19 protein-coding genes are annotated in these 19,188 nt (G+C 54.1%); 9 read left to right on the top strand and 10 right to left on the bottom strand.

The window, feature by feature from the left end:
* The first annotated feature begins 266 nt into the window (after positions 1–266).
* Positions 267–791 carry a GNAT family N-acetyltransferase gene (locus KUE00_RS20675; protein ID WP_246762158.1) on the top strand — a complete coding sequence of 175 codons (525 nt, stop codon included), beginning with the start codon at positions 267–269 and terminating at the stop codon, positions 789–791.
* A 103-nt stretch (positions 792–894) separates the two neighbouring features.
* Positions 895–2,130, top strand: a complete 1,236-nt coding sequence (gene alaC / locus KUE00_RS20670) for an alanine transaminase (RefSeq protein WP_246762113.1) — start codon at positions 895–897, stop codon at positions 2,128–2,130.
* 65 nt (positions 2,131–2,195) lie between these two features.
* Here the strand turns inward: alaC and ypdK are convergent, their stop codons facing one another.
* The 3 genes from ypdK to KUE00_RS20655 all read right to left on the bottom strand — a co-directional run bounded on the left by ypdK (position 2,196) and on the right by KUE00_RS20655 (position 5,046).
* Positions 2,196–2,267, bottom strand: a complete 72-nt coding sequence (gene ypdK / locus KUE00_RS21905; protein ID WP_246762156.1) for a membrane protein YpdK — start codon at positions 2,265–2,267, stop codon at positions 2,196–2,198.
* Between the two features lie 155 nt (positions 2,268–2,422).
* Positions 2,423–3,448, bottom strand: coding sequence for an HlyD family secretion protein (locus tag KUE00_RS20660; RefSeq protein WP_246762154.1), 1,026 nt, complete (start codon positions 3,446–3,448; stop codon positions 2,423–2,425).
* Between the two features lie 5 nt (positions 3,449–3,453).
* The gene (locus KUE00_RS20655) at positions 3,454–5,046 is read right to left on the bottom strand and encodes an MFS transporter (protein WP_246762111.1); all 1,593 of its coding nucleotides are present in this window, start codon (positions 5,044–5,046) and stop codon (positions 3,454–3,456) included.
* Between the two features lie 156 nt (positions 5,047–5,202).
* Here KUE00_RS20655 and KUE00_RS20650 point away from each other — a divergent pair, with 156 nt between their 5' ends.
* The 3 genes from KUE00_RS20650 (at position 5,203) to KUE00_RS20640 (ending at position 7,074) form a co-directional block, all read left to right on the top strand.
* Positions 5,203–5,985 (top strand): IclR family transcriptional regulator, encoded by a 783-nt coding sequence (locus KUE00_RS20650; RefSeq protein ID WP_246762109.1) that lies wholly within the window; start codon positions 5,203–5,205, stop codon positions 5,983–5,985.
* A gap of 12 nt (positions 5,986–5,997) precedes the next feature.
* The gene (locus KUE00_RS20645) at positions 5,998–6,450 is read left to right on the top strand and encodes a universal stress protein (RefSeq protein ID WP_246762108.1); all 453 of its coding nucleotides are present in this window, start codon (positions 5,998–6,000) and stop codon (positions 6,448–6,450) included.
* Positions 6,451–6,786: 336 nt separating this feature from the next.
* On the top strand, positions 6,787–7,074 hold the full coding sequence (locus tag KUE00_RS20640; protein WP_246762106.1) for a hypothetical protein: 288 nt from the start codon (positions 6,787–6,789) through the stop codon (positions 7,072–7,074).
* Between the two features lie 108 nt (positions 7,075–7,182).
* On the opposite strand, the gene KUE00_RS20635 is transcribed toward KUE00_RS20640, so the two are convergent.
* Positions 7,183–7,341 carry a hypothetical protein gene (locus tag KUE00_RS20635; RefSeq protein WP_246762105.1) on the bottom strand — a complete coding sequence of 53 codons (159 nt, stop codon included), beginning with the start codon at positions 7,339–7,341 and terminating at the stop codon, positions 7,183–7,185.
* A 297-nt stretch (positions 7,342–7,638) separates the two neighbouring features.
* On the opposite strand from KUE00_RS20635, the gene KUE00_RS20630 reads away from it, so the two are divergent.
* Complete coding sequence (locus KUE00_RS20630) at positions 7,639–8,520, top strand: SMP-30/gluconolactonase/LRE family protein (RefSeq protein ID WP_246762103.1); 882 nt, start codon at positions 7,639–7,641, stop codon at positions 8,518–8,520.
* 152 nt (positions 8,521–8,672) lie between these two features.
* Here the strand turns inward: KUE00_RS20630 and KUE00_RS20625 are convergent, their stop codons facing one another.
* Positions 8,673–9,893, bottom strand: coding sequence for an L-lactate MFS transporter (locus tag KUE00_RS20625; protein ID WP_246762101.1), 1,221 nt, complete (start codon positions 9,891–9,893; stop codon positions 8,673–8,675).
* Positions 9,894–10,053: 160 nt separating this feature from the next.
* Positions 10,054–11,298: a mechanosensitive ion channel family protein gene (locus KUE00_RS20620; RefSeq protein WP_246762100.1), complete on the bottom strand. Its 1,245-nt coding sequence runs from the start codon at positions 11,296–11,298 to the stop codon at positions 10,054–10,056.
* A gap of 289 nt (positions 11,299–11,587) precedes the next feature.
* Here KUE00_RS20620 and KUE00_RS20615 point away from each other — a divergent pair, with 289 nt between their 5' ends.
* Positions 11,588–13,507 carry a methyl-accepting chemotaxis protein gene (locus tag KUE00_RS20615; protein WP_246762098.1) on the top strand — a complete coding sequence of 640 codons (1,920 nt, stop codon included), beginning with the start codon at positions 11,588–11,590 and terminating at the stop codon, positions 13,505–13,507.
* A gap of 51 nt (positions 13,508–13,558) precedes the next feature.
* On the opposite strand, the gene KUE00_RS20610 is transcribed toward KUE00_RS20615, so the two are convergent.
* The 3 genes from KUE00_RS20610 to KUE00_RS20600 form a co-directional block, all read right to left on the bottom strand.
* Positions 13,559–15,166 (bottom strand): NAD-dependent malic enzyme, encoded by a 1,608-nt coding sequence (locus KUE00_RS20610; RefSeq protein ID WP_246762096.1) that lies wholly within the window; start codon positions 15,164–15,166, stop codon positions 13,559–13,561.
* A 288-nt stretch (positions 15,167–15,454) separates the two neighbouring features.
* On the bottom strand, positions 15,455–15,667 hold the full coding sequence (locus KUE00_RS20605; RefSeq protein ID WP_246762094.1) for a hypothetical protein: 213 nt from the start codon (positions 15,665–15,667) through the stop codon (positions 15,455–15,457).
* Positions 15,668–15,822: 155 nt separating this feature from the next.
* A complete protein-coding gene (locus KUE00_RS20600; protein WP_246762093.1) occupies positions 15,823–16,146 on the bottom strand; it encodes a hypothetical protein in 324 nt (107 codons plus the stop codon).
* 201 nt (positions 16,147–16,347) lie between these two features.
* Between KUE00_RS20600 and KUE00_RS20595 the strand changes: the two genes are divergently transcribed.
* The gene (locus KUE00_RS20595; RefSeq protein WP_246762091.1) at positions 16,348–16,575 is read left to right on the top strand and encodes a putative hemolysin; all 228 of its coding nucleotides are present in this window, start codon (positions 16,348–16,350) and stop codon (positions 16,573–16,575) included.
* Positions 16,576–16,625: 50 nt separating this feature from the next.
* Here the strand turns inward: KUE00_RS20595 and KUE00_RS20590 are convergent, their stop codons facing one another.
* Positions 16,626–16,763 carry a hypothetical protein gene (locus KUE00_RS20590; RefSeq protein WP_246762089.1) on the bottom strand — a complete coding sequence of 46 codons (138 nt, stop codon included), beginning with the start codon at positions 16,761–16,763 and terminating at the stop codon, positions 16,626–16,628.
* 752 nt (positions 16,764–17,515) lie between these two features.
* On the opposite strand from KUE00_RS20590, the gene KUE00_RS20585 reads away from it, so the two are divergent.
* Positions 17,516–19,177 carry a ShlB/FhaC/HecB family hemolysin secretion/activation protein gene (locus KUE00_RS20585; RefSeq protein WP_246762087.1) on the top strand — a complete coding sequence of 554 codons (1,662 nt, stop codon included), beginning with the start codon at positions 17,516–17,518 and terminating at the stop codon, positions 19,175–19,177.
* The last annotated feature ends 11 nt before the right edge of the window (positions 19,178–19,188 follow it).

The following is a 19,188-nucleotide window of genomic DNA, read 5'->3' as shown; positions in this document are numbered from 1 at the left end:
AGCGGAATGTGCCAGGCAAGTGCGCGCGCCGTGCCCATCTGGATCAATTTTGTCGTGATTAATGATTAAAAGTGAAAGGGAATAACGACATAGCGTTTTTTTATCACAAATGAGGAAATCCTGGTAACAAAAAGGGGATGGTTTTTTTGCGCCCGCCGTCGCTTTACTTTATCGCCGTGCTACAGGATATTTTCCAGATGCAAAAGGCCCTGTTTACGCCGGAAAGCAGGACTGATAAGAAAACGGAACCGGCTTTTGAGGCGAAGATGCAACTCACCACCGAAAGATTGCGGCTGACGTTACTTCAGCCAGATGACTGGTCATTGTTTCATCAGGTACACAGCGATGCGGTCAGCATGCAGTTTATCAGCGCCATTCCGCAGCTGGCTGACATTCGCCAGCGCTTTCAAACGCGGCTACAGCCCTGGCAAGTGACCAGCCTGCATATGCTTTGCCTGACTATACGGCTGAAAGAGAGTCATGAGTCGATTGGCCTGATTGGCGCCAATGCGGAATGGTCGCCGTGGCGACAGGCAGAAGTCGGCTATTCGCTCCTGAGCCAGCATATCGGCAAAGGCTACGGGACAGAGGCAGTGGGCGCGCTGAGCGACTGGCTGCTTGCAGAAAGCCGCTTTCACAAGCTCAAAGCGCAGGTTGTGGAGGGCAACTGGGCTTCACGGCGCGTGCTGGAAAAAAACGGCTTCCGGCTGGAGGGCACGCTGCGAGAAAATTATCTGCTGCGCGGTCAGTGGGTTAATGACTGGCTGTTCGGCAAACTGGCTTCGGATTAAAACGGCTCGACAGCCTTACCGCTTGTGCGCTATGTTCATTGTTCGACCAGTTTCTGGTCAGCGTCGCTCGGACGGTTCCGGGCGCAAACGTTAAGAGGTCTCTATGGCTGACATCAGCTCCGCACGCCGTTTTTCCCGTATCGAACGTCTTCCTCCCTATGTTTTTAATATCACGGCCGAACTGAAAATGGCCGCGCGTCGTCGTGGCGAAGATATTATCGATTTCAGCATGGGTAACCCGGATGGACCTACACCGCCTCATATTGTCGAAAAGCTTTGCGCGGTCGCCCAGCGCGAAGATACGCATGGCTATTCTACCTCGCGCGGTATACCTCGTTTACGTCGCGCCATTTCGCGCTGGTATGCCGACCGCTACCAGGTCGACATCGATCCGGAGTCAGAAGCCATCGTCACCATCGGCTCGAAAGAAGGGCTGGCGCACCTGATGCTGGCCACGCTCGATCATGGCGATACCGTGCTGGTACCCAATCCAAGCTACCCCATTCATATTTATGGCGCTGTGATTGCGGGCGCTCAGGTGCGATCCGTGCCGCTGGTGGAAGGCGTAGATTTCTTTAACGAGCTGGAACGCGCCATTCGGGAAAGCTATCCAAAACCGAAAATGATGATCCTGGGTTTCCCTTCAAACCCGACGGCGCAGTGCGTGGAGCTGGACTTTTTTGAACGCGTTATCGCGCTGGCCAAACAGTATAACGTGCTGGTTATCCACGATCTGGCCTATGCCGATATCGTCTACGACGGCTGGAAAGCGCCCTCGATCATGCAGGTTCCGGGCGCTCGCGACGTGGCCGTAGAGTTCTTTACCCTCTCTAAAAGCTACAATATGGCGGGCTGGCGTATTGGCTTTATGGTGGGCAACAAAGAGCTGGTGGCCGCGCTGGCAAGAATTAAAAGCTATCACGATTACGGCACCTTTACGCCATTGCAGGTGGCGGCCATCGCCGCGCTTGAGGGCGATCAGCAGTGCGTACGCGATATCGCTCAGCAGTACAAACAGCGCCGTGACGTGCTGGTAAAAGGGCTGCATGAGGCTGGCTGGATGGTGGAATTGCCGAAGGCGTCCATGTATGTCTGGGCGAAAATCCCCGCTCACTATGCACACATGGGATCGCTGGAGTTTGCCAAACACATGTTACAGGAAGCAAAAGTCTGCGTTTCGCCAGGCGTGGGCTTTGGCGACTACGGCGACACGCACGTGCGGTTTGCGCTGATTGAAAACAGCGACCGTATTCGTCAGGCGGTCAGAGGGATTAAAGCGATGTTCCGCGCCGACGGCATTTTGCCGGGCACGCTGAAAAATGAAGAGGCGGCGGGATAAGCGGTTTAGCCTGAAGGATAATAAAAGGGCAGGCGCCTTGCCTGCCCGCTCTTGCTCTGGCCGCTTTACAGCATCAGATAGAAGGTGCCAACCCAGGCCAGAAACAGAAAAGAGATGCCCATTAACGCATATTTCACCAAAAAACTCCTCTGAGCGGTTAACGACTGCGGCGATCCTTGTGCAGCACGCCTTATCGTGTGGCAAAGGCCCTGAAAGCCCACGGGATCGTCCGCTAATTTACCCGCTCTTTACGGCAAAATAAAGCCGTCTCTGCCAGGAATCATCTCTGTTTTCAGTCACTAATTTCGGGTACGACCGACATGCCCACCTTCAGACGCGTCAGCGCAGCCTGGCCCGGCTCCAGCAAAATTTTCACCGGCAGACGCTGCGCAACCTTGGTGTAATTGCCCGTTGCGTTATCGGCGGTGATGGCGGCGAAGGTAGAGCCGGTGGCGGGCGCTATGCTGTCAACGTGGCCGTGCAGCGTTACGTCAGGCAGCGCGTCGACGCTGAGAGTAACGGGCTGGCCAGGGTGCACGTTGGTCAACTGGGTCTCCAGAAAATTCGCTACCACGTAAGTTTGCTGCAAAGGCACCACGGCCATCAGGCGCGTACCGGCAGAAACCCAGGCACCACGGCGGGCAGAGCGCTGGCCGACGGCACCGTCAACGGGGGCGGTAACGACGGTATAGGAGAGGTTCAGCCGGGCCTGATCGACGTTGGCTTTTGAAGCGGCGATATCCGCCTGGGCCTGGCGCAGGCTGGCCTGTAGTACGCCCACTTCTTTACGGGCGGCCAGCGCCGCGGCCTGGCTCTGGCGCAGCTGCGCGGCCGCTTCCTGCATTGAAGCGCTGGTTTTTTGCTGTTCATCGGCGGTGGCAGTGCCGCTTTTCAACAGGCGGCGATAGCGTTCGGCATTCTGTCCGGCATAGTTTAATGTCGCCTGGCTGGCAGCAACGGCGGCATCATTTTGCGCAATCGTCGCCTGCTGCTGTTCAAGCTGTGCCTGCACGCTGGTTAATTTCGCCTGGCTGACCTGCAGGTTAGCCTCGGCCGTTTCCAGCGCAACCCGGTAATCTCTGTCATCAATCGTTGCCAGCGTATCGCCCGCTTTAACCTGCTGGTTATCACCGACGTTTACGGTACGAATATAGCCGGACACTTTTGGCGCAATTGAGGTGTAATCCGCGGTTACCACGGCATCGTCGGTACGGGCCTGATGACGGCTCATGGCCGACCAGACGAAAAAGGCAATCCCCAGCAGGACCGCCAGCAGCACGGCTAGCGTTAAGGTTCTTTTGGCAGGTGTGAAGCTCATCATTATTATCTCGTGGCTTTAGATTGAATAAGGGTTTGCGGCGGCCAGACGCGTTTAGGCAGCCAGGCGGTCAGCAGCACCAGCAGCAGAGCGAAAGCGATAATCAGCAGGTAGGCGTCGCTAATGCTAAGGATCACCGCCTGGTGCTTCAGCAGCGTGGCGAAGCGGCTCAGGTTTTCTACCGAGCTGACCGAACCGTCCGGCAGCAACGGCTGCATCACCGAAGCGCCGGCAGAATTATCCGCTGTCATCAGCCAGGGACGATTGCCCAGTTGGTCCACCAGGTTATGCGAGTGAAATTTTTCCCGATGGGTTAAAAAATTCTCCACCAGGCTGCCTGCCGCCACGCTGGAGAAGCCGCGCACGGTATTAAACATGGCCGAAGCATAAGGGCCTTCCGGCGGCAGGACCACGCTGGTGGCGCTCATCAACACCGGCAGGATCAGCATCGGCTGGCCAAACGCCTGCAGAATCTGGATCAGCCAGAAATTTTGCCTGGCCCACTCATCGGTTAGCTGCATACCCATCAGGCAGGAGACGCTAAGCAACGCCGCGCCGCAGGTCAGCATCCAGCGGCAGTCAATCCAGCGCAGGTTAAGCAGGAAAGCCATAAAAGGGGCGATTAGCAGCTGCGGCAGACCGATAGTCAGCGCCAGCGGGGCAAACTGCACGGTACGAAAACCTTCCACCTGACCAAAATAGGCCGAAGGCAACGCCGAGCCGGAAAGCGCTACCAGCAGCACGCCGGCCAGCACCAGCAGCCCGTGGGTCAAGTTTTTGCGCTGCAGCAGCTGCAATTTAAACAGCGGCAGCGGATGCGACCATTCGTTAATAAAGAAAACCACCAAAAGCGCGACGGAAGAGAGCAGCATGCCAATAATCAGCGGGGAATTCAGCCAGTCCAGGCGTTCGCCCTGCGACAGCGCTAATATCATCAGCGCAATACCGCTACAGCCGGTCAGCATGCCGAACCAGTCCATCTGCTTAAAACGTTCCAGCCGCGTCGGATCCTGCGGCAGCCCCCAGCCGATCAGCACGCTGGCGATAAGCATCAGCGGAATAACCTGCCAGAAAACAAACTGCCAGCCGACGGCATCGGTCCAGAAAGCGGCCAGCGAAGCGGCAACGTTTGGGCCAAAAGTGGCGGTCAGGGCATAGGCCGACAGGCCATACAGCTTGATAGTCGGTGGCAAAAAGCGCAGGGCGACGGTCATCAACAGCGGCGGCAACGCGCCGCCAAACAGTCCCTGAATAACGCGCAGGCCGATAAACAGCGCGGGCGTGGCGGCATAGGGCTGTAGCGCGCCGGTAAGCGCGAAACCAAAGGCAACCACCAGCGCAAAGCGGCGCAGCGAAAAGGTGACGGCAAACCAGGGCGCAATCATCATCGCCGCCACTTCAGCAGCCTGATAGACCGAGGTTATCCAGCTAGCCTGGTCGTAGCTAAACCCGATGGCGGCGCGCACGTCGGCCAGCGCCAGATCGGTAACGCGATCGTTTAATCCGGAAGTCAACGCAGCAATCAACACGCCCACCAGGCCCAGCGCAAGACGCAGGGTAAAAGGATGGGGTTGGGGTGCTGCGGGTTGAGCAGTCATAGCAGGTGCTCCGCAAAGAAAAGATAGAGTGATGCACTGTATTGCATTGTGGTACATTCGCCGCTGATATTACATGCTGATGCACTGTATTGCAATGTGATACGGCGCGTGAAAAAAGAGTGCTACAGTATCGCCATCAACAAGGAAGGAGATCTTATGTCTGACCCTGCAGCTTTACGTGACGAAGAGCGTACCGGCGGTATCCAGGTTATCTCGCGCGCGGCTAAAATTCTGGATGCCCTGGGCGACAGCCCCAACGGCATGAGCCTGGGAGAGATAGCGCAGGCCGTCGATTTGCCGCGCTCGACCGTGCAGCGCATCGTAAGCGCGCTGGATTCCGTGCAGCTGGTGCGTACTCAGGGCGCAGGAGGCGTGCGGCTTGGCCCGGCGCTGCTAAGGCTGATTGCCAGCGTGCATACTGACGTCGTGGCGATTGCGCAACCCTGGCTACAGGCGCTAAGCGATGCGACGGGCGAAACGGTTTCCCTGGCGCGCGCCAGTGGCTTACAGCTGGCCATCGTGCATTACGTGGTTGCCGATCGTGAATTGCGCGTGGTGCCGCGCATCGGGCTGAATCTGCCGCTTTACAGCACCTCCGGCGGCAGGGCGCTGCTGGCGCTGGACAGCGATGAAGAGGCAAGGGCGCTGGTCGGCGACGCTTATGAAGCGATGACCGAGCTCACCGTTAAGGCGTTTCCTGATTTACTGGAGCGGCTGCAGGAGATTCGTCGCACCGGCGTGTCTTACGATCGTGGCGAAACGCTGGAAGGAATTTCTACTATGGCAGTGGCTATCGATACCATACTGGGACGCTTTTCTGTCAGCTTACTGGTGCCTTCTACCCGTTTTCAAAAGCACGAGGCGCTCTATCGCGCAGAGATCTTAAAGTGCAAAGAAGCCCTGGTGGACGAGATTGGCAAAGCGGCCTTACGTGACTAACAGGAGTGGCAAATGAAAAAGCTATTAGTGGCGGTTGATAACTCGGCGCTGGCGCGCAAAGTGGTTTCTCTGGCAACGGAGCAGGCGCACGCGCTTGATGCGGACGTGGTGGTTTTATGTTGTGTCGATGCCAGCTATGCCAGCACCATCGGCGATTACGTTATTGAGGCAGGCGAAGATCCCGGCGATTTTGGCAGCGCACAGGATGAGCAAAATACGGCAGAAGCGGCGGTTCGGCAGGCCCTGGCAGCGTTGCAAAAGGCAGGCGTTCGCGCCACGGGACGCGTACTGGCAGGAGAGTCTGCCGAAACTATCGTCGCGCATGCCAGCGAAATGGGTGCCGCTATGATCATTATGGGACGACGCCATCTCTCTTCCTTTAACCGCCTGCTTAAAGGCTCGGTTAGCGCGGCCGTGATCGAACGGGCCAGCTGTCCGGTGCTGGTAGATGTGCGGGCTGATTAGCGGTGCCGTCTCATAATAACGGCACTTCAGGTTAATTTCCGTACCGCGGCTTTACGTATAATTCCCTTCGCAGCCTGAATGTAGCGCAAAAAAAAGCCCGCTCGCCGCGGGCTGTAAATCTTTGTAATTATAAATAAAAAACCTGGTGTCGTGCAGACATGTCGCTGTGTCTGGAGCTATATTCGCATTCATTTTCGCCTGGCGCTACATGGCATCCTGAATCGATTCAATCGGTAAAATATTGCAAAGCATTTTAAAAAAATCGCAAATGTGGCTTTTTCCGATGGCGTCGTGATGTCGCTCAAGTATGATGCGGCGGCGAAGTAAGGAGTTAAGATGAAAAAAATAATGACTGGCGCTTTAGCGCTTGCTGTTCTGCTGTCGGTAGGCTGTACATCCGGCAAACCAGGTGCCTTTGAAAAAGTCGGCGAAGACCCGGCGGTAAATAGCGTTTTGTATCGTTTCGATCCTGACAAGGTAAACAAAACCGCGATGGAACAAGATGTAGAACATTATTGCGAAGAGCGTGGTTTTGATAAGGTGGAACCCATTAAGCCGCAGGAAAGCCGCCTGCCTGGATTAATGAAAGCCTGGTATCAATGTAATTACAGCGTTAAAAGCTAATAAAAAAGGCGGGTAATTACCCGCCTGAAATCTTGCATTTTATTTTTATATTGCCGTGTGCAGGCTTTGCCCGCTTAAGAATGAAGAAACTCCACCCTTGCTACTTCTTTACCAGCCCCGGTGCGGTCCAGAGCCGTGATGATAACCGTTATGATAGCCAGGGCCGCCGTGGCCGTGGTGTCCGCCGCCGCGATAGCCATCGTGGATAATACAGCCGCTCAGCATACTAACGACGCCCAGAATCGCCAGAGATTTTATTAATTTCATGATCGTTACTCCATCACTTTCCAATAACTGATAATTTACAAGACAAAAGTGGAGGAATAATGCCGCTTTTGTAGAGTTGTTAGAATAAATATTTCCAAATAATTCAGTAGTGCTATTCTTCTGGTTATTGCTTTATTAATAAATAAGAGAAGGCTTAAAAAACCGCCTTTCCCTCCAGAATGTTCTTAAATAAACAGCACTCCGCCGCGCGGTATTTTCCTTAAAATTTGCCTTAATTTTATCAGAGAGGAATTTCTGCGATAGACTTAAGGCAGCTCTTCATTACAAGGAAATGCTATGCGTTATCAGGTTAAAAATGTGCTGGCGGCTCAGGCAGAGCTGGGCGAATGCCCGGTCTGGTCCGTACGTGAGCAGGTGCTCTACTTTGTCGATATTCTGGCTCCCGAGCTGCATCGCTTCGATCCCCGCAGCGGAGAACATAAAGTCATGCCGGTTCCGGAACACATTGGCTGTTTCGGCCTGAACGAGCAGGGCGGCTTTGTGGCAGCGCTGCGCAGTGGCGTCTGCATGCTGGATGAAGATGGGGTAGTCACGCAAAAAGTGGCCGACAATCCCGGAGAAGCGGCCTTCAGCCGTTTCAATGATGGCCGCGTGGACAGGCACGGGCGCTTCTGGTGCGGCAGCCTGTGGGAGCCGCAGGATCGCAACGGCGGCAAGCTTTGTCGGCTGGACGAGTATCTGAACCTGACCGTTGAAGCGGAAGATATCAAAATTTCCAACGGCCTGGCGTTCTCACCGGATAATAAATGGATGTACCACACCGACACGCCTAACGGCGTACTTTATCGCTATCCGGTAGATGAAAAAGGCGATATCGGCCCGCGTGAAGTGCTGCAACGCTTTGTGCAGGAAGAAGGCGGCTTGCCGGACGGCGCGGCGGTAGACAGCGAAGGATTTTACTGGGCAGCGATGTTTGACGGCTCGCGCGTTATCCGCCTGAACCCTGCCAACGGTGAAATTGTGGATGAGATCCCGCTGCCGGTACGCTGGCCAACCATGGTCGCGTTTGGCGGACCGGATCTGAAAACGCTTTATATCACCAGCTCACGCGAAGACCGCACGGCAGAGGAACTGGCCGCTTACCCACAGTCCGGCGACGTTTTCGCCGTGGAGGTAGCGGTTGCAGGCTTGCCGGAGCCGCTGTTTTGCAGAAAATAGCCCGTTGGTGAGCGGTTGTGCCGGGAGCTCTTTCTTGTACAAGGTAGCCGGTTAGCAAACAGGGCCTGGCTTGCATTACGCCAGCCAGGCCCTGAATAATTTCGCGTCCGGTTATTTAATAAGCGTCCTGCAGAGTGCAGGTAATTATCCGCTTAAAGCGTCTGCACCGAACGTAGCGCCTCGCTCTCTTTTGCCGGGCGATGCGGCAGGCGAATCGTTAATGACATAATCAAAGAGAGCGCCAGCAGCGCCATAATCAAGCCAAACGTTGCAACGAAGCCGCCAAACAGCGAGGCGAACAGCGATCCCAGCACGCTGCCAATCCCAAAGCCCAGATAGATCAGCCCGTAGTTTTTGGTTAAATTGTTTAAGCCAAAGAAGTCGCTGACCAGTGAGGGGTAAACGGTGATGGTGCCGCCAAAGCTAAACGCCACGCAGGCCAGAGAAATAAAGAAGGTGTTCTCATTCATCTGCGTAAACAGCAGAATACTCATTCCCACCAGCGATACGACCTGCGCCAGCGTAATCACCCGGATACGCGCCAGCTTGTCGGAAAGCACGCCAAGCACCAGGCGTCCGCTCAGGTTAGCAATGGCGATGACCGTAACCGCGCTGGCCGCCGTCTGCGTTGACAGATGCACCAGGCCTTCACCAATATCTTTCGCCACGCCGATGACGTATAAACCGCTCATGCAGGCCGTTAAAAACATCACTGCCAGCATCCAGTACTGCGGCAGACGGACGGCTTCAGCCAGCGAAAAGTCACGCGCGCTGTGAGAACTGGCAGACATTTGCTGTTTTGGTGCGTCTTTCATCAGCAGGCCACCACAGATAATCATGGCCATCGCCAGACAGCCCCAGATTAAAAACGTGTTTTCCAGGCTGTTAACGCTCAGTAAATAGCTACAGATAAACTTAAAGCCCAGGCTACCCAGCCCATAAGCGCCGATAGCACAGGCTGAAATGACGCCTTTACGTTCCGGAAACCACTTCACACAGTTCGACAGCGTCATCAGATAACCCGCGCCGTCGGCCAAACCTACCAGCAAGCCCGCGCTGAGATAAAGCATAAACAGATTATTGGCATGCGAGGTCAGGAAAAAACCGAACGCCAGCAGCACGCCAGCGCCGATAGTCACGTTGCGCACGCCAAAACGCTCCTGAAGCTTTCCGGCAAGGGAGGAAGCCACCGCCAGACCCAGGCTCAACAAACCGAAAGAGAAAGCGACCTGGCTTACCGGCGCGTCCAGCTTATGGGAAAGCTGACCGTTAAACAGGCTCCAGGTATAGACCGAACCCAGCGCGAACTGGGTAATAACGGTGCCGATTAGCGTTAACCAGCGAACGCGATGACTGACGGCTTGTGTGCTCATGGGAAACTCCCGCGGAGTAAGAGAAATTAAGCACATAGTAATGCGGGGTTTAACGCTGCGGGGATTCCCGGCATGAACTGCCGCCAGCGCGGAATGAAATGCCGCCAGAAGGGAATGAATCGCCGCCGCCTGTCGTTGTCAGCAGACGGCGGCAGGGAAATTAGCTTGCCGAATGAATGCGCAAATTGCGCAGATCGTTTCCGGTTGGCGTTTGATGAACACGTAAGCCAAACTCCGGCAGCACGGCAAAAATATGATCGAAAATATCGGACTGGATCCTTTCATACTCCAGCCAGACCGTGGTGTTGGTAAACACGTAAATCTCAATCGGCAAGCCTTCTGAACCCGGTGCCAGCTGGCGTACCATCAGCGTCATACCTTTATGGATATGGGGATGCGCCTTCAGCCACGCTTCCAGCCAGGCACGGAACGTCCCGATATTGGTCATCCGGCGGCCATTCAGCGGCGTACTGGTATCCAGCCCGGCGTTGTAAGCAGAAACTTCCTGGCTTTTGCTTTCCAGATAAGGCGTCAGTAGCTGGGCGCGTTTCAGACCTGCCATTTCCTCCCCGGAAAGAAAATGAATGCTGGTGGCATCAATATTAATGCTGCGTTTAATGCGGCGGCCGCCGGACTCCGACATGGCGCGCCAGTTCTTAAAAGAGTCAGAAATCAGGGCATAGGTAGGGATAGTCGTAATGGTGTTATCCCAGTTACGCACCTTAACCGTGGTCAGCGCGATATCCACGACCGAACCGTCCGCGCCATATTTTGGCATATCCAGCCAGTCGCCAAGCTTGAGCATATTGTTGGCGGAGAGCTGAATACCGGCCACCAGCCCTAAAATAGGATCTTTAAATACCAGCATCAGGACGGCGGTCATCGCGCCTAAACCGGTCAGCAGCACCAGCGGTGATTTACCAATCAGCACCGAAATAATCATCAGCGATACCAGCAGCGCAGCGATCAGCTTCAGGCTTTGAAAAATACCTCGCAGCGGCATCTGGCGGGCGATGGCGCTCTCTTCGGACAAATCGAGGAAAATATCCAGCAGCGAGAAAAACATCAACAGCCCAAAGGCCATGACCCAGACCTGGCTTAAGATCATCAGCACGCTGTAAATCGGCTCAATACCGGACAAAAACAGTTCCAGCTGGATCTGCAAAAAAACGCCCTGCATCAGTAAAGCAAAGCGGCTAAAGAGCTTGTTGTCGATCAGCGATTTAGGCCACTGACGGCTTGATTTTTCGGCCATGCGCCGTAATAGCGGCAGCAGCACGCGATGCAGCATACCGTGCGCCATCAGCGAAATAAGCAGGATAACGCCAAGCACAGCGGCCAGCGCAATCAGCGAAGCATAGGGCAGATCAAGCGCGTTGAGCTGCGTAAGAATTAAATGATACATAGGTTGAGCTCCCTTTAGTCAGGCTTCCAGAATTCTCCGGCAAAACGTGAAAATAAGGCGGAATGACTGAAAAACAGACGTTTCGCGGCGCGTCAGGGTAGCCCGACCGCAGCGGCAAAATCAAATCGGATTTTCCTTAGTTTTTTATGCTGGCGGCAGCGGCTCGCCGGTTCGCTGGGCTGCTCAAATTTTGCTGGCCGATGCCGATAAGCAAACTAAGCGATGATTAAATATCGTTCATAACCACTAAGGCTTAGTTCTGCCGCAGCGTCAACGTAAGGAATTTATTATGCCGGGGATACCAGTTCGTGTTGCAGGGAAACTGATTTTTGGCGGTGTTTCGATGCTGCTGTTAACCATGTTATTGGTCTATTTTGCTATTTCCCTGCGCGGGCAGCCGCGCGTGGTGGAGGCCAGTAACAGTTTGATCCAGCAAACCGGCGAAAATATCGTCGGCCAGCTTAACCAGCAGCTGCTGCGTATCGAAGGGGAAGTCGTTAGCATGGCGCGGCTGGCGGAAGTTCTGCCGCATCAGGAAGCGCTGTTTAAAAGCATTCTGCCGCAGGTTATCGACAGCAAAGGTGACAAAAGTATTGCAGGCGGCGGCGTCTGGCCGGAGCCTGGCGCTTTTACTGAAGGCACCGCGCGGCGCAGCTTTTTCTGGTCTCGCGGCGCAGACGGCACGTTGGCTTATTCCGACGGCTACAACGCGGCTGACAGCACGGGTTACCACAATGAAAGCTGGTATACCTCTGCCAGAGAAGCCCCGCGCAACAAATGCGACTGGTCAGAAGTTTACCAGGATCCCGTTTCGCTGGTGAACATGGTGACCTGTAGCGTGCCTTACGATCAGGGCGCAAAGTTTGGCGGCGTGGCGACGTTTGACGTGCTGCTGGATAACCTTTCCGGTTTTATGCAGAGCCACGGCAACCTGACCGGCGGCTATGCTTTTGCGCTGGATAGTGCAGGTAACGTGCTTTATTTTCCCGGTAACAAGGATAAAGCGCTGAAAAAATTCAGCGCGCTGGCAAGCGAACAGCCCTGGCTAACGCCCGTAGTACAAGGCATCACCTCCAGCCAGGCCAGCACGACGCTCAATAATATTCAGGATGGCGTCCTGCACACGCCGAGCCAGGTGACGCTGTTTAAAATGCCAGCTACCGGCTGGATAATTGGGCTGGTAACGCCGGAAGCGAAAGTTACCGCGCTGGCGGACAATATTGTGCAGGATATTTTTATGGTGCTGATCCCGGTACTGCTGGTGCTTATCGTTATGGTTTGGCTGTTTGCGCGCAGTATGGCCTCCCGACTGGAGTCTACCCGCGCCGCGCTGGACGAAATTGCCAACGGTGACGGCGATTTAACCCGCCGCTTAACCACCACGGGCAAAGACGAAATAGCCGATATCGCCGTCTCTTTTAACCAGTTCGTGGATAAAATTGCTGGCGTCATCACCAGCGTGCAGGCCAGCGGCGTTAACGTAGCCGCCAACGCCAGCTCGCTGGCGGAAAGCAACCAGGCATTCTCGGCGAAAATCAGCGATCAGGCTTCAGCGCTGGAACAAAGCGCGGCCGCGATGGAGCAGCTTAACGCCACCGTCCAGCTCAATGCGGAAAACACGCGTCTGGCCGACTCTTTTACCGAGCAAACGGCGCAGATCGCCCGCAGCAGCAGCGAGGTGATGAACCAGGTTATCGTGACGATGGCCTCGATCAAAGCCTCCTCCAGCCGCGTGGGTGAAATCCTTAGCGTGATCGACGGCATCGCTTTCCAGACCAATATCCTGGCGCTGAACGCGGCGGTTGAAGCGGCCAGAGCGGGCGAGCAGGGGCGTGGCTTTGCCGTGGTAGCGGCGGAAGTTCGCGCGCTGGCGCAGCGTAGCGCCGCAGCAGCTCACGAAATTAAAGAGTTGATTGGGCAGTCTGACAGTACGGTACTGGCCGGTAGCCGTCTGGTGGAAGGCGCGGGTGAAAAGCTGGAAGGCCTGGTCAATGACGTGCTGAAGGTGAAAGAAGTAGTCGGTGAAATTCGCGTCGCAGGCGATGAGCAAAGCAAAGGCATCAGCGAAGTCACGCTGGCGGTGTCGCAGATGGAGCGCAGCATTCAGCAAAACCTGCTGCTGATCACCCAAACGGCGGAAAACACCGAGGCGCTGCGTGCAGAAGCTTCCCAGCTGGCACAGGATATTTCGGCGTTTAAAGTCTCGTAAACAGCGGGCAGCAGGGATGCTGCCCGTCTTGCAACCGCTAAGCATGTTTTTTCAGGATGAATAGCTCGGCTGATAAATCAGCCCCTGCATCCAGCTCTCAATATCTTTAGGTTGCTCTACACCAGCCAGATCGTGCTTAAACAAATAGCGCACAAGGCCGGTAGCAATGGCGACTTCTGTTTTAACAATATCGGCCTGGGAAGGGTACAGCTTGCCTTTCTCGCGGTCCGCTTTACTGACCTGCTGCGAGCAAAGGCGAGCCGCTTCTATAAAGAGTTTGTCATCAACCCGCGCGGGTCTGGCCGCGTAAATCGCCAGGCTGACCGCCGGGAAAATATAAAAGTTATTTGCCTGGCCGGGATAGCGCGTTTGGTCTTTGATTTTAACTTCATCAAACTGTACGCCAGCGGCAAACAGCGCTTTGCCGTCGCTCCATTCGTAGGCCTGGCTGGCGGTACATTCCGCATTTTTGGTCGGATTAGACAGCGCAAAGATGATCGGCCGATCGTTAAGCTTGCTCATAGCCTTCACCACGCCCTCATCGAACAGGCCGCCCTGCGTGCTGACGCCAATCAGCATGGTAGGTTTTACACGCTCGACCACTTTTTGCAGATCGCTTTCTGGCTGCATGTCATGCGCATAGGCCCGTTGCGAATCGTTTAGATCGTCACGATCTGCAACGATCAGGCCGTTTTTATCAAACAGGGTAATGGCACTTTGCGCCTTATGGCGATCTGCGCCTTCCTGCACCATTGCCTCTACCAGCATATTAGCGATGCCGGTACCTGCGGAACCTGCTCCGGCAAACACGACGCGCTGGTCGGAAAGCTTGCCGCCGGTGGTTTGCAGCGCGGTAATTAAACCGGCAAGCACCACGCTGGCCGTTCCCTGAATATCATCGTTATAAACCAGCGCCTGCTGCTGATAGCGTTGCAGATAACGAATCGCGTCATTACCTTCCCAGTCTTCAAAATGGATGCAGCAGCCGGGGAAAACCTCCTGAACGGCGGCCACAAACTCATCCAGCAGCTCATCCAGCGCCTGCTGTTCCAGCTTCGCCTCCCGCAAACCGGTATAGAGCGGATCGTCTTTTAGCTTTTTGTTGCCGGTGCCAATATCCAGGTGAATCGGCAGTAGTCCTTGCGGCGGCACTGCGGCACAGGCCGTATAAAGCTGGAGTTTACCTACGGGGATGGGCGCGCCGTTAGCGCCAATATCGCCCAGGCCCAGAATGCGCCCACCCGAAGAGACGCAGATAAACTGCACCTCTTTTTGCGGCCAGTTACGCAAAACGTCTTTCAGGCGGCCTTTCATTTCGCGCGTTAAATACATGCCTTTTGGACGACGATAGATATGGCCATATTTCATGCAGGCATCGGCGATGGTCGGATCGTAAACCAGCGGAATAAAGGTGACGGGGTCGGACATCAGGGTAGCGAAAAATAGCGTTTCGTTGCGGTCCGCCAGCTCCTGCAGATAGATATATTTTTCGATGTCGTCCGGCTTATTATGCAGATGCTCCAGAACACGCTGCATTTGCGTTTCCAGTGAATCAATCACCGGCGGCAGTAAACCTTCCAACTGCGCTTCTTCTCTTTCCTTTTTATTAAAGGCGGTATCTTTGTTGCGCGTGGCGGAATTTAATATCTCTGTGGTCATTACCTTCCCTTACTGGTCAAAATATAAATGGCAAAACCTGCTTAATAATGTTTAAGCCTGGTAGAAAGCGCGTGGGATTGCCGGGAAGGAAATGTAACAAAATCAAAGGAAAGGATCGGGAAAGCGACAGGGAAAGGGCTGGCGAAGGTAAGATGTATGGTTACAGTACGAGAAACAGGTCAGAGAGAAGCAGGCTATACAGGCGATGCGGCTCAGGTGCTGAGCCGCGATCGGTACTCTATCCCGAGCCTTGTATTGACAAGATAGCGGGCTAGCTTGCGTAGTGGACTATTTAATGTAGCTGCGGATAGCGTCCGCAATGGCTTTATTAGGGCCACGATGGTCTTCGCGTTGTTCAGTATCATCCGCAACTTTCTGCAGATATTTGTTCAGCTTGCCGCCGGTCGGCACGTTACCGTAAGCAATCAGCATCTGAACAATCTGCCTTAACGCCAGCAGTTCTACGGTAAGTCTTTCAACAACAGGATCTTTTTCTGACATGGGAAACTCCGGTACGATTTTTCAGTCAATGCGCCAGGTTACGCAGGCGATGCAATAAGATTACGCGGGTAATGCGATAAGTTTACGCAGGCTGGCTGAATTTCAATCACTGGAATACCGTAAGAAAACGCCCTCAAATCCTTGCGGCGGGCAAATTACGAAAGATAAAGAACGGCGTCTGGCGCTCTGAGTAGTGCGTAGAGCTCCGCCGAGGCGTAACCGGAAACATCCAGCTGTTGTGAAGGTGAGCTGTAGCGCATCACGCTGATTCTTTTTAGCTGATGCCAGATCAATATCGCAGAAACCGCCAGCGAACAGCTGGTCTCGCTTTGCATACAGAGCAGCGTGTAGTGCCACTCTTCGTCCAGCTCATTGGAAAAAAACTGCACGCTTTCCGGCGGCAGTAAGGCACGAAGATCGGGCAGCAAAAACTGACTAACGTTGCGGGTAAGTCGTAAGGTAAAGGTTGCTGGTCGCATGGAGCATTCCTTGTCGTAATAGCCGGGCGAGTAATGGCCAGCCGGGACGGCAGTTGCCAGTGTATTCCCAATCCTGGAAAATTCGTTTCTATTTTAGAGAACCGTTGTTGAAGTTCAATGCGTTAAGCTTTTGCGAGAGCGCTTTTAGTTTTCTTTACGGGACGGCCTGATGCAATCGGAGCCCTCTGAACCGGAGACCTTATGAACAAAATGACACTGGCTATTTGCATCTTAATGGCTACAGGCTGTGCGGTTAAAACGGATAAGCCTGCGAAGCTGGCAATGAAAAATCCGGCGTCGGTTTATTGTGTAGAGCAGGGCGGTAAAGTGGATATTATTGATACGGAAAAAGGGAAAAGCGGCTTTTGTACGCTTCCTTCCGGCGAGAGAGTAGAGGAGTGGACGTTATATCACAGGGCTCATAAATAAGGCGGCCCTTGCGGTTTTGTTTCGGGAATCCATGCCCGTCACGGCCTGATTTAATCAAAAGAACAGTAGCCTCCTTTATGATGAGAGCCGGTTCCGCCATGCGGATGCTGGCCTTTTGGACATGCAAAAACTGAAGCTGACATAATGCCTAAAGCTGATACCAAAAGGATTGCTATGACTTTTTTCATTTTTATTCCTGCGTGTAGTCTTGCCCGTGGGGAGAACCCCATGGTCAATATACACTTAAGTATGACAATGGGAATCCTGATAAAAGATCAGTGCTCCTGGTGACGATAAATACCGTTCGGAACCAGCGGACGCGCATGCCTGTTGATTGTTTCCTCCGGGTATCGCTATCCTCTTCAGAGCAGGTAAACGTCTGCTTTTAAAAGCTTTAATCTGATATGTATCGCAGAAATTTTATTGCGCTGGCACTTTCTGGCTATCAGCATACGTTCGGTATGGCCGTGACGTTTATTCATTGCCTGAGTATTGCGGAGTTATTTAATATTTATTGATTAATAGTCAACCCCTGAAATTAGCATGGCTCTTCATGGAAGGAGATATCGCAAATTAAAAACCGGGATCTTTTTTAATATTTTTAAGGTGGAAGTACAAAACAGGAGAGAGGCCAGTGCTATCACAGAGAAAAAAACTGGCTCATAAGAGAGCATGGCGGGTGCCCCGGCTTAAAAAACGTAACGCTACTAATTTTCTTATTGAAAATTTCCTTTCTAACTTTTTCTTTAGCCTGAATAAAACTTTCTTAACTATGTGTTACTTTTAATTTGGCTTAAGGTTTTATTATATATCTGACTAACTCATTTTTCTGGAAAATCATCGTTTTTCACTTTCACCAGGAACTTTCTGATTGTTAAGGTGGTATTCTGCTTTCCGAAATTTACACAATCCTTACAATCAATTTTATTTAAGTCTTAAAATGGCAAATTCATGGAAGCTGCTGGCGCTCTGCGTCGGAATAATAGCGGGCAACGCCGTCGCGGCACCCTTATCACCGGGCGACCGCGACTTTATTCAGAATCAACAGCAGGAGCGTCTGCAGCAGGACCAGCAGCAACGTGACGCGTTGTGGCATGCTGCCACGCCACAGAGCGCACCCGCTAAAGATTACGGACAATCTGCACAGTGCTTTCAGATAAACCGGATTACGGTTCGCCATGCCTCGCTGATGTCGGCGGAACAGCAGCGTGCTGTATCCGCACCCTATATTCATCGCTGCCTTAACTTAACGGAAATTAACGCGCTGGTACACAGCATTTCCGACTGGTATATGCAGCGCGGCTATATTACCAGCCGGGCATTTTTAACGGAGCAGGACCTGTCGCAGGGCGAACTGATCATTCCGGTGCTGGAAGGGAAATTAGAGGCAATTCGCCTGGAGGGAAAGCAGCCGCGTATGTTGCACATGGTCTTTCCCGGACTGGAAGGAAAAATTCTCAACCTGCGCGATATTGAGCAGGGCATGGAGCAAATTAACCGCGTGCGCAGCACGCCGGTGCAGATTGATATTCAGCCTTCAGTAAAGCCGGGTTATTCGGTAATAAACCTGACCGCGAAACCGGAATTCCCCCTTAGCGTCTCGCTGGGAATGGATAACAGCGGACAAAAAAGTACGGGCACCGGTCAGGTTAACGGTTCACTGACCGGGAATAATCTGCTGGGTCTGGCCGATCGCTGGTTTGTCAGCGGCGGGCGCAGCAGCGTGTTCGACACGTGGCGCGATGCGAAAAATGTGCAGGCGGGCGTCAGCGTTCCCTGGGGCTATGGCCTGCTGGATTACAGCTACAGCCGCAGCACCTACCACAGCAGCTTCGTTAACAACGGCTTCACCTGGCTCAGCAACGGCGACAACGTCGCGCACCGTCTCAACGGCTCGTGGGTACTGTTTCGCAACGGCAACATCAAAACCGGCGTGCAGCTTGGCCTGAACCATTATTCCAGCCACAACTACCTTAACAGCACGCTGTTACAGAGCAGCAGCCGTAAAATGACCAGCCTGCAGGCCGGCATTAACCATACGCAGAAAATCGCGGGCGGCGTGGCCACCTTAAGCCCGACGTTCAGTCGCGGTATGCCGTGGCTCGATGCAGAAAGCGACGCCGGCAAAAGTGGCGACCTGCCCAAAGCACAGTTTCGCAAATGGAGCGTCAGCGGCAGCTTTCAGCGCCCGCTGACCCGCTCGCTGTGGTGGCTGAGCAGCGTTTATGGCCAGTGGTCCCCGGACCGCCTGTACGGCAGCGAGCGCCTGACGCTGGGTGGCGAAAGTTCCGTACGCGGCTTTAAGGAGCAGTACCTGTCCGGCGACACCGGCGGCTATCTGCGCAACGAGCTTGATTACAGCCTGTTCACGCTCCCGGTAATGGGCGAGGTCAGCGCGGTGGCCGCTGTCGATGGCGGCTGGCTGAAAAGCGACGCGCTTAACCGTGATGCCACCGGCACCCTCTGGGGCAGCGCGGTCGGGCTGAATACCCGTCACCGTCATTTTTATACCTCCTATACCCTGGGTATTCCGCTTAGCTATCCCGGCCATTTCCAGCCGGATCACGTCAGCATTTACGCCCGCATCGGGCTGGTTTTCTAAAAGAGCAAAAT

Source organism: Erwinia phyllosphaerae, assembly GCF_019132875.1.
GTDB classification, from domain to species: domain Bacteria; phylum Pseudomonadota; class Gammaproteobacteria; order Enterobacterales; family Enterobacteriaceae; genus Erwinia; species Erwinia phyllosphaerae.
This window is presented reverse-complemented; position numbering and strand designations above follow the sequence as displayed.

What these genes read in the sequence shown, in the direction of transcription:
- KUE00_RS20675 (WP_246762158.1), top strand. Translation starts at nt 267, where the DNA reads ATGCAACTCACCACCGAAAGATTGCGGCTGACGTTACTTCAGCCAGAT.
- alaC (WP_246762113.1), top strand. Translation starts at nt 895, where the DNA reads ATGGCTGACATCAGCTCCGCACGCCGTTTTTCCCGTATCGAACGTCTT.
- KUE00_RS20660 (WP_246762154.1), bottom strand. Translation starts at nt 3,448, where the DNA reads ATGAGCTTCACACCTGCCAAAAGAACCTTAACGCTAGCCGTGCTGCTG.
- KUE00_RS20655 (WP_246762111.1), bottom strand. Translation starts at nt 5,046, where the DNA reads ATGACTGCTCAACCCGCAGCACCCCAACCCCATCCTTTTACCCTGCGT.
- KUE00_RS20650 (WP_246762109.1), top strand. Translation starts at nt 5,203, where the DNA reads ATGTCTGACCCTGCAGCTTTACGTGACGAAGAGCGTACCGGCGGTATC.
- KUE00_RS20645 (WP_246762108.1), top strand. Translation starts at nt 5,998, where the DNA reads ATGAAAAAGCTATTAGTGGCGGTTGATAACTCGGCGCTGGCGCGCAAA.
- KUE00_RS20640 (WP_246762106.1), top strand. Translation starts at nt 6,787, where the DNA reads ATGAAAAAAATAATGACTGGCGCTTTAGCGCTTGCTGTTCTGCTGTCG.
- KUE00_RS20635 (WP_246762105.1), bottom strand. Translation starts at nt 7,341, where the DNA reads ATGAAATTAATAAAATCTCTGGCGATTCTGGGCGTCGTTAGTATGCTG.
- KUE00_RS20630 (WP_246762103.1), top strand. Translation starts at nt 7,639, where the DNA reads ATGCGTTATCAGGTTAAAAATGTGCTGGCGGCTCAGGCAGAGCTGGGC.
- KUE00_RS20625 (WP_246762101.1), bottom strand. Translation starts at nt 9,893, where the DNA reads ATGAGCACACAAGCCGTCAGTCATCGCGTTCGCTGGTTAACGCTAATC.
- KUE00_RS20620 (WP_246762100.1), bottom strand. Translation starts at nt 11,298, where the DNA reads ATGTATCATTTAATTCTTACGCAGCTCAACGCGCTTGATCTGCCCTAT.
- KUE00_RS20615 (WP_246762098.1), top strand. Translation starts at nt 11,588, where the DNA reads ATGCCGGGGATACCAGTTCGTGTTGCAGGGAAACTGATTTTTGGCGGT.
- KUE00_RS20610 (WP_246762096.1), bottom strand. Translation starts at nt 15,166, where the DNA reads ATGACCACAGAGATATTAAATTCCGCCACGCGCAACAAAGATACCGCC.
- KUE00_RS20605 (WP_246762094.1), bottom strand. Translation starts at nt 15,667, where the DNA reads ATGTCAGAAAAAGATCCTGTTGTTGAAAGACTTACCGTAGAACTGCTG.
- KUE00_RS20600 (WP_246762093.1), bottom strand. Translation starts at nt 16,146, where the DNA reads ATGCGACCAGCAACCTTTACCTTACGACTTACCCGCAACGTTAGTCAG.
- KUE00_RS20595 (WP_246762091.1), top strand. Translation starts at nt 16,348, where the DNA reads ATGAACAAAATGACACTGGCTATTTGCATCTTAATGGCTACAGGCTGT.
- KUE00_RS20590 (WP_246762089.1), bottom strand. Translation starts at nt 16,763, where the DNA reads ATGAAAAAAGTCATAGCAATCCTTTTGGTATCAGCTTTAGGCATTATG.
- KUE00_RS20585 (WP_246762087.1), top strand. Translation starts at nt 17,516, where the DNA reads ATGGCAAATTCATGGAAGCTGCTGGCGCTCTGCGTCGGAATAATAGCG.